Source organism: Mycobacterium sp. PO1 (assembly GCF_017312405.1).
Classification (GTDB): domain Bacteria; phylum Actinomycetota; class Actinomycetes; order Mycobacteriales; family Mycobacteriaceae; genus Mycobacterium.
In genome coordinates, this window is the sequence record NZ_BLTG01000017.1 from 16,555 (window position 1) to 28,997 (window position 12,443).

Annotated in this window: 15 protein-coding genes; 9 read left to right on the forward strand and 6 right to left on the reverse strand. The window is 68.5% G+C overall.

Annotated features, from left to right (window positions below; genetic code table 11):
- Positions 1–93 precede the first annotated feature (93 nt).
- Positions 94–1,740, reverse strand: coding sequence for an alkaline phosphatase D family protein (locus tag J3476_RS07295; protein ID WP_207065829.1), 1,647 nt, complete (start codon positions 1,738–1,740; stop codon positions 94–96).
- Positions 1,741–1,872: 132 nt separating this feature from the next.
- Here J3476_RS07295 and J3476_RS07300 point away from each other — a divergent pair, with 132 nt between their 5' ends.
- From J3476_RS07300 to J3476_RS07325, 6 genes are all read left to right on the forward strand, one after another.
- The gene (locus J3476_RS07300) at positions 1,873–2,508 is read left to right on the forward strand and encodes a hypothetical protein (protein WP_207065830.1); all 636 of its coding nucleotides are present in this window, start codon (positions 1,873–1,875) and stop codon (positions 2,506–2,508) included.
- Positions 2,505–2,927 (forward strand): thioredoxin, encoded by a 423-nt coding sequence (trxA, locus tag J3476_RS07305; RefSeq protein WP_207065831.1) that lies wholly within the window; start codon positions 2,505–2,507, stop codon positions 2,925–2,927. The genes J3476_RS07300 and trxA overlap by 4 nt, the downstream gene beginning before the upstream one ends.
- Before the next feature lie 66 nt (positions 2,928–2,993).
- Positions 2,994–3,476, forward strand: coding sequence for a MarR family transcriptional regulator (locus J3476_RS07310; RefSeq protein WP_207065832.1), 483 nt, complete (start codon positions 2,994–2,996; stop codon positions 3,474–3,476).
- Positions 3,477–3,498: 22 nt separating this feature from the next.
- Positions 3,499–3,915, forward strand: coding sequence for a DUF5313 domain-containing protein (locus J3476_RS07315; RefSeq protein ID WP_207065833.1), 417 nt, complete (start codon positions 3,499–3,501; stop codon positions 3,913–3,915).
- A 132-nt stretch (positions 3,916–4,047) separates the two neighbouring features.
- On the forward strand, positions 4,048–4,746 hold the full coding sequence (locus J3476_RS07320; RefSeq protein ID WP_207065834.1) for a hypothetical protein: 699 nt from the start codon (positions 4,048–4,050) through the stop codon (positions 4,744–4,746).
- A gap of 53 nt (positions 4,747–4,799) precedes the next feature.
- Positions 4,800–5,615 (forward strand): alpha/beta fold hydrolase, encoded by an 816-nt coding sequence (locus tag J3476_RS07325; RefSeq protein ID WP_207065835.1) that lies wholly within the window; start codon positions 4,800–4,802, stop codon positions 5,613–5,615.
- Between the two features lie 13 nt (positions 5,616–5,628).
- Here J3476_RS07325 and J3476_RS07330 read toward each other — a convergent pair whose 3' ends face one another.
- The 3 genes from J3476_RS07330 to J3476_RS07340 are packed head-to-tail and all read right to left on the reverse strand — an operon-like array spanning position 5,629 to position 7,753.
- Positions 5,629–6,402, reverse strand: a complete 774-nt coding sequence (locus J3476_RS07330; RefSeq protein ID WP_207065836.1) for an SDR family NAD(P)-dependent oxidoreductase — start codon at positions 6,400–6,402, stop codon at positions 5,629–5,631.
- Positions 6,399–6,887, reverse strand: coding sequence for a nuclear transport factor 2 family protein (locus J3476_RS07335; RefSeq protein WP_207065837.1), 489 nt, complete (start codon positions 6,885–6,887; stop codon positions 6,399–6,401). Before J3476_RS07335 ends, J3476_RS07330 begins: the two co-directional genes overlap by 4 nt.
- Entirely contained in the window at positions 6,884–7,753 is an 870-nt protein-coding gene (locus J3476_RS07340) for an LLM class F420-dependent oxidoreductase (protein ID WP_207065838.1), read from the reverse strand. The genes J3476_RS07335 and J3476_RS07340 overlap by 4 nt, the downstream gene beginning before the upstream one ends.
- 109 nt (positions 7,754–7,862) lie before the next feature.
- Here J3476_RS07340 and J3476_RS07345 point away from each other — a divergent pair, with 109 nt between their 5' ends.
- Complete coding sequence (locus tag J3476_RS07345) at positions 7,863–8,585, forward strand: IclR family transcriptional regulator (RefSeq protein WP_207065839.1); 723 nt, start codon at positions 7,863–7,865, stop codon at positions 8,583–8,585.
- Here the strand turns inward: J3476_RS07345 and J3476_RS07350 are convergent.
- Complete coding sequence (locus J3476_RS07350; RefSeq protein ID WP_286182707.1) at positions 8,582–9,373, reverse strand: SDR family oxidoreductase; 792 nt, start codon at positions 9,371–9,373, stop codon at positions 8,582–8,584. The two genes, J3476_RS07345 and J3476_RS07350, sit on opposite strands and share 4 nt — an antisense overlap.
- 97 nt (positions 9,374–9,470) lie before the next feature.
- On the opposite strand from J3476_RS07350, the gene J3476_RS07355 reads away from it, so the two are divergent.
- Together J3476_RS07355 and J3476_RS07360 are read left to right on the forward strand one after the other, a co-directional pair.
- Positions 9,471–10,052: a TetR family transcriptional regulator gene (locus tag J3476_RS07355; RefSeq protein ID WP_207065840.1), complete on the forward strand. Its 582-nt coding sequence runs from the start codon at positions 9,471–9,473 to the stop codon at positions 10,050–10,052.
- Positions 10,053–10,133: 81 nt separating this feature from the next.
- Complete coding sequence (locus J3476_RS07360; protein ID WP_207065841.1) at positions 10,134–10,601, forward strand: hypothetical protein; 468 nt, start codon at positions 10,134–10,136, stop codon at positions 10,599–10,601.
- Between the two features lie 13 nt (positions 10,602–10,614).
- Here the strand turns inward: J3476_RS07360 and J3476_RS07365 are convergent, their stop codons facing one another.
- Entirely contained in the window at positions 10,615–12,402 is a 1,788-nt protein-coding gene (locus J3476_RS07365) for a hypothetical protein (RefSeq protein WP_207065842.1), read from the reverse strand.
- Positions 12,403–12,443 lie beyond the last annotated feature (41 nt).

The following is a 12,443-nucleotide window of genomic DNA, read 5'->3' on the forward strand; positions in this document are numbered from 1 at the left end:
GACGGCGAAATAGCCCGACCACCCGCTGACGAGTCCAGCGGCCAGAAGCCGTTGACCGGCGCGACCGCGAAATGCCGGTGAGGGCAGCGCCTGTCAGCGCAATTTGTGCTCGACAACGGTGGTGAGTCGTTGTTTGCGCACGGCCCCGGACACTTCCTCGAGCCGTACGCCGACTTCGTCGCCGGCGATCTCGAGGGTGCCGATCTGATTGCGGAAGTGCAGGCCAGTCGCCTCGCGCCACCGCAATCTCGGGGCGCTGATCCCGGCACTTCTGGCCAGTACCCGTCCCGCCGCCGCGGCAACGCGAGTGTGGCCCAGAACTTGCAGCAGCCGCTCGCCGAGCTGCAGATCTTTACGCAGTCCCGAGCAGACCACCTGCCATACCGCTGTCGGGGACGTCGACGTGGCCTCGTCGGGTAACTGGACTTCGGTGACCCAACAGTGGTGGACGTCGCCACCGAGCAGCACGATCGATTGCGGTGGCGTGCCCCGCCGTCCGTGGGCGCTGTCGATCACCAGGGACTCCATGTCACGGAAGCTGCGCTGGAACACCGCCCAATGGTCGAGGTGGCCCTTCATGCGTGCCTGCTCGCCGAGGCCGCGCATCCGCTGCCCCCACGCTCCGTCGGCGACGGCTTCCGACCAGCCCTCGATGTCGTGGATGCCGTAGGGCATCAATACCGGCAACGACGAGGCGAGGATCAGGTGCCGGTAGTCGCCGTCGACTCGCGACGTGACCCAGTCCCACTCGTCGTCGGTGACCATCGAGCGTTGTCCTGGCTTCAGTTGCCGGCCGGTCCGTGAATCCACGACCACCAGGCGCGTGTCGCCGAAGTCGCGGCAATAGCTGAACCGGGAGCGGCCTTCGTCGCTCTCGGCGTCCTTGGCCATCTGGCGCAGCGCCGTGCTGCCATCGCGGGTGCGCCGGATCTCTTGGAAGGTTTCGTTGGCGGCGAGTTCTGCCGGCGTGAGGTTGCCCAGGTGCTGAAAGATCCAGTACGCCATCAGCCCCCCGGTGATGCGGGTCTCGTACCACGAGGTACGGCGCATCTCGGCCAACCACTGTGCCGAGATGTTCCAGCGGTCGTTGATTTCGTGGTCGTCGAAGATCGTCGAGGTCGGCAGCGTGGACAGGATCCAGCGCACCATCGGCTCGGTCCACGCGTCGCGATAGCCGATGCAGTATTCCTCGAAGTCTTCGAGGACGTCCACCGGTCCACCGGCGTGCACCTCACGATCGGCGACCTCTTCTTTGATGTCGTCGGGCACGTCGTCGGCGTAGAGCTGGTCACCCAGCATCAAGAGCGCGTCGGGCCACAGTGTCGAGGGCTGGTTGAGCATCCGGGCGCCGAACGCGCGCAGCGCATCGACTCCTTTCCCTTTGGGGTGCCAGAGGCCACGCCATGTGTAAGGCGCCCGTTGAGGCGCCGAGGTCCGGCAGGACCCGAATGCCAGACGCACCGACCTGCCGGGCGGGATCAGCTTGATCTGCGGTTGAGGGAACGGGTAGTCGGGCGGTGGCCACGCCCGCTCGCCATCGAGGCGCACGTCGTACGGGTACTGCCGGTCGGGTTCGAGACCGTCGATGCGGACGATCGCGAAATGGTGGCCTTCGACCTCGAAAGTCTCGGCAGCACAACCCATGATCTGCACCTCGCACGCCTCGTCGGTCTCCACCCAGACGGTGGCGTCGGTTTGACCGACATGACGCAGCATCGGGCCGACCCGGATTTCAGTCACGTCCCGCGGCTTCCCGGAGAACGGGATGACAAAACTCGCGGGTGGCGGGACGGCGGTGAAGGTCTTGGGCCCGCCCAGCTGAGGACTTTCCGCCCTGTCGAACCGCCGTGCATCCGAGAGACCATGACGCCCATGACCGAGCGGATGCTGATCGAATCGGTGATGCCGCGTGCCGACGCCCTCATCGCGGTGCACACCATGGTGGCCGCCGAGCCGGCCGCCACCTATCGCGCGGCGCGCGACCTCGACTTCCTCACGGTCCGCACACCGCTGCTGACGGCCGCCATGTGGTTGCGGGGCCTGCCGGGACGAGTGCGCGGCAACTCCGCTGCCCCGCCGGCGCGGCTGCAGCTGGATGACATGGCGGCCATGCCCGGCTGGCTCCTGGTCGGGGAACGACCCGGTGCCGAGATCGTGTTCGGCGCCGTCGGCCGATTCTGGCGACCGGTGATCGACTGGCTGCAGGTCGGCCCGGACGAGTTCGCGACGTTCGACGAGCCCGGGTGGGGCAAGATCGCCGCGAACTTCTCGGTGACCCCTTACGGCGAGCAGTACACGCTGCTGAGCTATCAGTGCCGCACCGTCACCACCGATCCCGACTCGCGGCGCCGGTTCCGGCGCTACTGGTGGCTGATCCGGCCGTTCGTCGGGCACATCATGCGGGCCAGCGTGGCAACCATCAAGGCCGACGCCGAGTCCGGCGGCTCGCCGGCGGCGCAAACCCCGGTCGTCGATGCCGTCACACCAGCGGGCAGGTTCGGCCGATGACCGCCGACACCGTCGCCTGCCCACACTGCGGGCAACGCAACCGGGTGCCGGCGGGCGGCCGCGGCAGGCCCCGCTGCGCGAAGTGCCGGCAGTGGTTGCCGTGGATCGTGTCGGCCGGGGACCGGGACTTCGCCGAGGCGGTCGAGAACGCGTCGGTGCCGGCGCTGGTGGACTTCTGGGCGACGTGGTGCGGCCCGTGCCGGATGGTCAGCCCGGCGCTGGAGCAGCTGGCCGGTGAGCGGGCGGGCTCGCTGAAGTTGGTCAAGGTCGACGTGGACACCGCGCCCGCGTTGTCGCAACGCTTCCAGGTGCAGGCCGTTCCGACGCTGCTGCTGATGGACGGCGGTCGTGTCCTGGCGCGCAAGTCTGGTGCGGCACCGATCGCAGCTCTGCGCAGCTGGGTCGACGAGGTCCTGTGACTCCACGGCCGGTGTCGGTACTCACAGTTGTTGCTGGCACGCAAACTGTTAGGGCACTATCAAGTCATGGCCACGACCGCGCGCGTCGACCCGCTGTCCCTGGAACAGCAGGTGTGTTTTGCATTGGCCGTCACCAACCGGGCGGTGCTTGCCGTCTACCGGCCGCTACTCGAGCCACTCGGCCTGACCCACCCGCAATACCTGGTGATGTTGGCGATGTGGGACCACCAGCGCTCCGCTGAAAGCGATACGCCGCTGTCGGTCAAGCAGATCGCCACGACGCTGCAGATCGACTCGGCCACCCTGTCGCCAATGCTCAAGCGCCTCGAGACGCTCGGGCTGATCATCCGCCGCCGCAACGCCGCCGACGAGCGCGCCACCGACGTCAGCCTCACCAACGCGGGCAGCGCGCTGCGGGCGCGCGCACTCGACATCCCGCCGGCCGTCGTCGCCCGGCTCGGCGTCGAGTTGACCGAGCTGGAGCATCTCCGCGACGCCTTGACCCGTATCAACGCCGCCGCGCTCGCCGCCGGCGCATTGCAGTCCTGACCCGCCCACTGAAGGAGCCGACATGACCGCCAGCACCCCCAGCACGTGGCAGCGCCTCACCTACATCTATGGCAGGCGTCTGCCGAAGTCGATGCAACGGTGGGTCGCCGAGGACCTCGCCGGCCAGGGCGCCGTGCGCAGGCACATGATTCGCTACGCGATCCCCCCGCTGTTCGTGCTCGCGCCGTTCTGGCTGATTCCGGTCAATCTCTACATGCACCTGGAGATGACAGTGCCGATCTACGTGTGGGCGCTGTTGATGACGCTGGCGCTGAACAAGCCCTGGCGCCGGCAGCGCCTCGCTGCGCACGGGCTGGATCCCAACCTGGTCGATGTGATCAAGCGCAAGCAGCAGGCCAGGATGCACGAGGACTACGAGCGCCGATTCGGTCCGCGTCCCCAGGAAGCCAAGTGGCAGTCCAACAGCAGCCCGTTCTGATGCGAGGGTGCAGCGTGGGCTCCGCCGACGCCGGTCGGCGACGCCGCGTACACATCCGCTGCTCCGAAGAAGTTGCCGACGGGGCCGCAGCGCTTCCCCGGAAACACGAGCCCCACAAGTAACAATGGCCACATGGGCGAACCCGCTGATACGTCACCGGTCGATGACGATGCGCACGCTTCAGCGGCGCCCGCGCCCGGTGTGACGCCACCATCACCGGCCCCGAAACCGACGCCGCCGCGCCCGAAGCGTCAGTGGGGCCGGACCGCCGCACGTCAGGCCGCCGCGGTCTCGTCGAAACTGGCCCCGGTCGTGCGCAGCGCAGGCGACCGGGTGGCCGCGGCGTCGGCCACCACACTCTTGCTGGGACTGCTCGGAGTGCTCCTGATCTCGAGCGTGGTCGCCGGGTTGACCTCCGACGGCTCACTCGGCGTGGCCGCCACAGTCCTGTTCATCCCGATGCTGTCGGGGGTGATCGGCGCTATCGGCATGCGTTGTCTCGATGAGCGCCGCAGGACGCAGGCACAGCAGGACAACGAGCGCGAAGAGACGCGGACACTGCAGCACATCGAGCACACCCTGGACTACGTCGATACCAAGCTCACCACCGCGTTGACCCAGTTCGGCACCGACCGCCACAACGAAGCGGTGATCGGCATGTTCCAGGCCAAGGCCGCCACCGAGCTGTATCTGGGCACCGATCGCCGGGCCGACGCCCGCTCCGCACCGGACTCCGAAGCCGAGGGCATCGACCTGGTGAGCCAGTACGGTCTCGCCGAGCTGCTGACCCCCCGCAGCGTCGGCAGCAAGTCGGACCGCACCTGCGCCTGAGGCGGTCGTTCGCCGTGGCCCCGGCTTCGTCTGTGCCGGCCGACGGGCACCACGTGGGTGTTCGCCGGTTCGGCAAACTCGGTGGCCGGCCGGTGGTCTGGTGCCACGGCGGGCTGAGCTCCGCGCTGGACGCCACGTTCTTCGATGCTGCCGGCAGGCAGCGCGGCGCCGAGGTGATCGCCATCGATCGGCCGGGCATCGGGCGCAGCGACTATCGTCACCTGTCGCACATCGGCCGATGGCCACACCTGGTCGAAACGGTGGCTGACTCACTCGGCCTGGACCAATTCGCCGTCGCGGGTTGGTCCGCGGGCGGACCGTACGCCCTGGCGTGCGCGGCGATGATGCCCGAGCGTGTGCGCGCTGTCGCCACGTTGGCCGGGATGGCTCCTCTGGAGCACATCAGCCAGGCGTTCGAGTTGGGGCTGTGGGCAGACCGGGTTCTGATCCCCGCCGCACAGGTGTCGCCGGTTGTTGCCGCGACGCTGATCCGGGCCAGTCGTGCCGCGCCTGACCGCTACCTCGCCCGGGAGGTGCTTCGCACTGCGGGGCGCAGGGACGGGGCAGCGTTGAGCGGGAAGCCGCTGGGATGGGTGGTCGGCGCGGTGCGGGAAGCCACCGTCAACGGAGTGAGAGGTACCGCCGACGACTACCGCCGAATCGGCCGCGACTGGGGATTCGAACTGGGGTCGGTCCGCCAGCCCACCACGGTGTGGCAGGGCGACCAGGACGCCCTCGTTCCCGCGAAACATGCTCGCCGCCTGGCCAACTCGCTGCCGAGCGGCACGTTGAGGATGGTGGCGTCCGCCGGCCACTACCTTCCCGCGCTGCTTGCCGACGCTGTCCTGCACGATCTGGCCCCGAGATAGGCGCCTGCCCTCGTCAACCGAGATCGGGCGCCCAGGCCACCCCGTTGATGTGGCTGCCGCCGTCGACGAACAGCGTGTTGCCGGTGACGTAACGGGATCCCTCGCCGGCGAGGAACACCGCGACCGGCGCGATGTCCTCGTAGGGGTCACCCATCCGGCCCATCGGGTTGGCCGCGTCGGCCATTTCCTCCATTCCGGGATAGTCGGCCATGGCCCGCAAGAACGCCTGACTCTTGGCAGCGGGGCAGATGGCGTTGACGGTCACCCCGGTCGGAGCCCATTCGCGCGCGGCAGTTCGGGTCAGCGTGCGCAACGCCTCCTTGGCGGCGTTGTACTCCAGTGAGCCCATGTGCCCATTGACGCCGTTGAGGCTGCACATGTTGACCACTCGGCCCCAGCCGCGTCGTTTCATGGCGGGGTATGCGGCGCGCATCGCCCAGAACGGTCCGTAATAGCCCACCGCCATGCCGTGGGTCACCTGCTCGTCGGTTTTCGTCTCCACGCGGTTGAGCGCTCCCCCGCCCCACGCGTTGTTCACCAGGATGTCCAGCGCACCGTATTCGGCCAGCGCTGCGGCCACGGCGTCCTCGACCTGATCTCGTTGCGCCACATCGGTTTCGACGAACAGCCCACCGACCTCATCGGCGACGGCGGCGCCTGCGAGGGCGTCGTATTCCGCCACCACCACCCGCGCGCCCTCGTGCGCGAAGCGCCGCGCGAGCCCGGCGCCGATACCCGCGCCGGCACCGGTGATCAACGCGACCTTGCCGTGCAACGAGCCGGTCACCGGCCCCACCCGTTCAGCCCGACCGTAACCAGTTCGGCCGCCGCGCCGCTGCCGTCGAGTTGGCGCGCGGTGCGGTCGGTGATCTGCCAACGCTCGCCGTTCCGGCGCAGATTCACCAGATGCACCCCGGCGCGCAGGATCCGATAGCCGTGTTCGTCGCCTCGGACCACCAACACGGACTCACAGACCGCGACCGCGGTGTCACCGGTCACGGTGACCACCGGCGGCCCGAAGAAGTGGCAGCAGCCGCGGCGGATCAATCCTTGATGCGCCTCGGATTCCACCATCGCGGCGACGTCGGCGCGGCTGGACATCACCCAGTCGCCGACGTCGTAGGTGCCCTCGGGGGCCCAGAGGTCGGCCGCGGCTGCCGCATCGCCGCTGTCGACCAGTGGTCCGTATGCGGCGATCATGCGGGTGATGGCGCGCTCGTCTTCCAGGGCCTGAAGTCGTCGTTCGAGTGCGTCGAGACGCTCGTCGCTCACATCGTCTCCTCGGTGATCTCGGCGGCCACTTCGCTGAGCGCGCCGAGTTGTTCGCAGTAGTGCTCGGCCGACTGCGCGGACACTGTGCAGGTGACGGCGGTGGCTCCGGCCGAGCGCAACGTGGTCAGTCGCCCCCGGGTGCCGGCGCGATCCCCCAGCGGGTCAACGGGCCTGCCGGTGGGCAGCACGACGTCGAAGGGTGCGGGGGCGTCCACCCGCGCCAGCATGTCGTGGATCTGCGCCGTCCGGAGTCCGAACGGCATCCAGCCGTCACCGAGCCGTGCGGCGCGGCGCAGGGAGCGCAGCGTGCGTCCGCCGACCCAGATCGGCACTCGTGCCTGCTGGGCACAGGGCTGCACGGTGAAGCCGTCGAAGCGGTAGAACTCGCCGTCGAATCGGGGCCGGGTGTTCGACATCGACGCGCGCAGGGCCGCGATGGCCTCGTCGGCGCGCGCACCCCGCCGCGCGTAGTCGGCGCCGAGGAGGCCGAACTCGGCGGCCAGCGAACCCACCCCGACGCCGAGCACCAGTCGTCCGCCGCTGATGCGGTCGAGGGTCCCGTAGCGCTTCGCGATCTCCAGTGGATGGTGGTAGCCGAGCACCAGCACCGCGGTGACCAGCTTCAGCCGTCTGGTGTGCGCGGCCAGGAAACTCAACGTGGACAACGGATCCCAATACGTGACGCCGCGCCGTTCTACCTCATCCGCCGGTACGGCGACGTGCTCGGGGCAGGTCAGGTGGTCGAAGCCGTGCTCGTCGGCCGTGCGGGCGATGCGCGCGAGTTCCTCGGCGCCGGCGCGCTCCTCCCACGCGGAGGACACCCCGGGCAGCTGCATGACCACGGGCGTGGACAGTCCGATCCGCACGGTTTCGTTGTAGCCGTTCGGGTGGGCGGGTGGTGCTTGCGTCTCGGTGATCGGGACCGCTACCGTACCCGGGTAGAATCAATTCTCGTTTCTGGCGATGAGGTGGTGAATGACCGCAGCGCTGAGCGATCCCGCGCCGACCTCGATGCTGGACCGGTTCACCGTCATCATCGACTGCTTCGGCGGCGGCGCCCAGTTGTTGACACTCGACGAGATCGCCGGCCGCACAGGCCTCCCCCGATCGTCGGCGCATCGGATACTCGACCAGCTGGTGCGGCTGGGCTGGCTGACCCACTGCATTCGGGGTTACGGGTTGGGCGTGCGGGCGTCACCTTCCCCAGTCACGGCCCTCAGCGACCTGACGCTGCGCGCCGCCGCCGCACCCTCACTGCACCGACTGCTGATGCGCACCGGGGCGGTGGTGCACCTCGGCGCGGTGGACCGTGGCGACATCGTCCACCTCGACAAACTCGGTGGGTCCGCGGCGGAACGGGTGCCCACCGCAGTGGGAGCACGGGCACCGGTCCACCGGGTTGCGCTCGGGATCGCCGCGCTGGCCGCAATGAGCCCGGAAGACGTCGAGACCGCACTCGAACAGGGGGGATCCGGTTTCCGGCCGGGACCGCGCTGGTGGGCTGAGTTGCACCGGGCCCGCGGCGGCGTGGTGGTCCGCGACGGCGACCACGGCGCCGGCATGGTGTCGGCCGCTGCCGGTGTCGGATCGGGCGCATCGGTCGGGATCGTCGCCGAGGCAACACGATTCACACACCGGCACCGATCCCTCGTGGTCGAGGCCGCGGCGGGGATCAAGAAGGTTCTCGGGCGCGGTTAATCCGAGATACCGAGCAGTCGCTGCATCATCCTGTGTGTCCCCGCGACCACCCTGGCGCGGTCGGGATCGTTGCGCCGCACGACGTCCTCGGCGTTGCCGCCCGCGATGTGCACCGGCCCGTGGGGCAGCCGATCCAGTCCCTCCGCGGCGACCTCTGCCGGATCGGCGACCCGCAGGCCGGGAAGGTCGAAATTCAGACCCACCCGTTCCATGGCGGGCGTGCGGGTGACCCCGAGAACCAGTTCCAGCACGTCGACGTCGTAGTCACGCAGTTCCAGCCACAGCCCCTCGGCGAAGATCCGCCCGAACGCCTTGACCCCGCCGTACACCGTGTGACGAACCGAGCCCAGATAACCGGCCATCGACCCGACCAGCAGGATGCCGCCACGGCGGCGGTCCCGCATCCCCCGGCCGTAGTGCTGCACCAACGCCATCATCGTCATGACGTTCAGGTCGACGACCCGGCCGAAGTCGGCCAGGTCCGCGTCGAGGAACTCCGCGCTGCAGGTGTTGGCTCCGGCGTTGTAGACGAGTAGACCGACCTCCAGACCATCGGTGGCGGCCAATACCGAACCCACTGCCGCGGAGTCGGTCAGATCGACTGCCACGGTGCGTACTTCGACACCCAGCTCGCGGCAGGCCGCGGCGGTCGCCTCCAGCGGCGCGGGTTTGCGGGCGATGAGAACGAGATTCACCCGCGCCTGGGCCAGCAGCCGCGCGAATTCGGCGCCGACACCCTCCGAACCACCCGCGATCACCGCCCACGGACCGTACTTCGCATAGGACACGAGTTGATCGTGGCCGCGCGCGGCGCGTCTCGCCCGACCGGTCCCACTGATCGGTACCGCGTCGTCAGATCGCCGACCGAAATCCGATACTGGTGCGGTGGCGCGGATCGGTGACGGCCGGGCGCCCGCGCAGCCGGCCAGCGACGAGCAGCAGAGTCGGCGGGCAACGATCCTGACCGCGGCCATACGACTGGGCGCGGCAAAGCAACTCGACCGGATCCATGCCCAGGAGATCGCCACCGAGGCCGGGGTCGCGTTGCGGACGCTGTACCGCTACTACCCGTCCAAGCACCATGTTTTCGCTGCAGTGCTCACCGAGAAGGTGTCTCTGTTCCGGCCGCCTGCACCGACCGGTGACACTGTCGACGACATCGCTGCGCTGATGGTCAAGGCCTGCGGCGATCTGCTGCGGCACAGACACCTTGCACACGCCATGGTCACCTCCACCCAACTCGTGCGGGCACACTCCGAGGACACGGACGACCCCACCCTGCGTGATCTCATCCTGCAGACTGCCGGCACCGATGCCCCCACCGTCGAACAGGTACGCCGCGCACGGCTCATCCAACAGACCGCCTTCGGCATCATGACCTGGACTGTCGGCGGCGCACTGGCCGTCGAGGACGCGCTGGCCGACCTCGACACCGCCTGTCGGCTCCTGGCCTCCGGCGCGTTCTGAACACGTCACTTCCGACGAATCACATGAATGTTGTTTCACGGCGCAGGCTGGTGGGAATCGCTGTGAGTGGAGGAACGACACATGACACTCAGCACATCAACCACCGGTCGGCGACGTCGATATGCCGTGATCCACTCGGCGGCGATCATGGTCTCGGTTGTCTCGGGCACCTTCGCCCTGGTCGCGATGCTCGTCGGTTCACCACTCAGTTTCGGTCTCGCGTTGGCGCTGTGCGGTACAGGGTGGATCGTCACCCACTTCGTCGAGCGTATCGCCGAGCAGGACCGTCGGGCTGCACGCCGCCGGCATCGCCCGTTCGCGCATGACGGTCTCATGGAGGAAGGCTTCGTCGACGCGGACTTCGTCGACGCGGATTTTCTCGACGAGGATGTCGTGGACGAGGACTTCCTGGACACGGACCTGGTCGACGAGGGCGTCGTGGACGACCGTTTTGCGCTCGAAGCCCGTCGCCGCACCCGATTCGCGGCGAGCCCACTAGAGGTCCGACGGTGCGAGGAGCTGCAGGACCGCCGGATTCTTCTGGTCTGACCGCCTACACGGTTCAGCCGCCGATGAGCAGCCGGATCGCCGGTAACCGCGTGAACATCAACGAAGTCGCCGCCAGCGGTTGAAACTCAACGCTCGTCGGGGCGATCACGCTGCCGATCACCGCGCCGGTCGCCAGACCCTTGGGCGTCTCGATCGACACCGTCTGGCCGGGGGCGGCGTAGATGCCGGCGCAGTCCTCAGCGTCGCAGAGGCCCGTCGTGGGATCGATTCGCCCGGCGAAGATGTCGTTGCCCCACCCGGCGATGATGGTCTGCGCCGCCGCTTTGTTCTGCTCGGTCGGGAATCCCTGATACAGGTATGAGACGAGCTGGATGAGCCAGCTTCCGCCCTGCATCGAATCCAAGTGTTGGCCATCGTCGAGGACGATCCCGTTGAAGCGTCCGGGCCGGTGGCCGTTGAGGGCCTCGTCCACTCGGCGGGAACCCTCCTCCCGAGGCGCACCGAGCTCGAGCACCGGAATGTCGACGCCCAAGCCGTCGAGTTTGTCCAGCGCTCGACCCAGCACATCTCCCGGCGGAGCCCCGTCGAGCAGGATGATGCCGGCGAGCCGGTTGGCGGCGCCGCTGGCGATCACCGCGTCGGCGTAGTACCCCGCCGCGCCTGCGGCCACTCCGGCACCCAGGGAGTGCCCGACCAAGGTGAATGTCTCCGGCAGCGCGGCGCCGGAGCCGTACTTCTTGGCGAAACCGGCGGCCACCGCACTGGCCGTCAGCGCCTCCCGGTCACCGAGAAGCAGATCGGCGGTGGCACGGTACACCTGGTCATCACCGAGCCAGAACCCATCTCGGACATACCGATTCGACGACAGTGTCGGCGCCACGACAATGCTGTTGGTGCGGTGTGCCAACCAGGACGCGGTGTAGCTGTACATCGGGCCGACGCCGAGGTAGCCGTGCTGCAGGTAGATCAACCGCTGGGGCGGTTCGTCGGTATCGGGGTAGTACCAGTCCGCGCGCACGTATCGGCCCTCGGTGATCTCCAGCCTCGAGCTGCGCACCGTCACGTCGGTGCCCGGTGCGGCGATCGGCGGTCCGGAGACGAACCGGACGGCCACCCCGATGATGTCCATGACCAGCGACTGGATGACCTCTTGAAATGTTCGTGGCTGTGGTGCCGCCATCATCTGCGGGGCGCTCAGGGCCGACGACGTGCGCTGCGCGGCAACGGTTTCGGCGGCCAACCGAGCCTCGGACGGGATCTCGGATGCGGACTCCGTTTCGGCGGTCACGGAGTCGCGGGGAGCGGCGGTGAGCGCGTCGGCCTTGCCGGGTTCGCCCTCGAGCACCTCTGGTTCGGCCTCGGGGACGACGGCGTCACCCTCGGACGGGTCGGCGGCTTGAGCCGTGTCGGTCACGTCGACAGTCGACTGCGATGTGGAACCTGAACCGGACTCTCGGGTCTGCTCCTCGGCATCGTCGACCACATCGAGATCTTCGACGGCGTCGACGTCCTCGACTGCGCCGACCAGGTCCGACTCATCGTCCGCGTCCGAAGCATCGTCGGTGAGCTCTTCGGTGAGCTCCGTGTCGTCGGAGTCCTCGGCGTCGTCTTCGTCAGCGTCCTCGCCGGCGTCAGAGGCTCCGACGTCACCGGCCTGGTCGGTGTCGCTGGACTCGCCGTCCGAGTCATCGGCGGCCGCCGTGGTGGCGCTGTCGACGGAACTGGCGCTGCCGCCCGTGGTGTCGGTGTCCGCACTCGCGGTGTCAGCGCCCGCGATCAACGCCGCCGACATTCCGGCGGCCACCACGCCCGCACCCATCCAGACCGACAACTGCGCCATTGCACTCCCAATCTCGATAATTGACGGCCGAGTCAGCGGCC

Bases quoted from the DNA above. Each gene is read 5' to 3' on its own strand.
- J3476_RS07300 (WP_207065830.1), top strand. From the start codon at position 1,873: ATGACCGAGCGGATGCTGATCGAATCGGTGATGCCGCGTGCCGACGCC.
- trxA (WP_207065831.1), top strand. From the start codon at position 2,505: ATGACCGCCGACACCGTCGCCTGCCCACACTGCGGGCAACGCAACCGG.
- J3476_RS07310 (WP_207065832.1), top strand. From the start codon at position 2,994: ATGGCCACGACCGCGCGCGTCGACCCGCTGTCCCTGGAACAGCAGGTG.
- J3476_RS07315 (WP_207065833.1), top strand. From the start codon at position 3,499: ATGACCGCCAGCACCCCCAGCACGTGGCAGCGCCTCACCTACATCTAT.
- J3476_RS07320 (WP_207065834.1), top strand. From the start codon at position 4,048: ATGGGCGAACCCGCTGATACGTCACCGGTCGATGACGATGCGCACGCT.
- J3476_RS07345 (WP_207065839.1), top strand. From the start codon at position 7,863: ATGACCGCAGCGCTGAGCGATCCCGCGCCGACCTCGATGCTGGACCGG.
- J3476_RS07360 (WP_207065841.1), top strand. From the start codon at position 10,134: ATGACACTCAGCACATCAACCACCGGTCGGCGACGTCGATATGCCGTG.
- J3476_RS07365 (WP_207065842.1), bottom strand. From the start codon at position 12,402: ATGGCGCAGTTGTCGGTCTGGATGGGTGCGGGCGTGGTGGCCGCCGGA.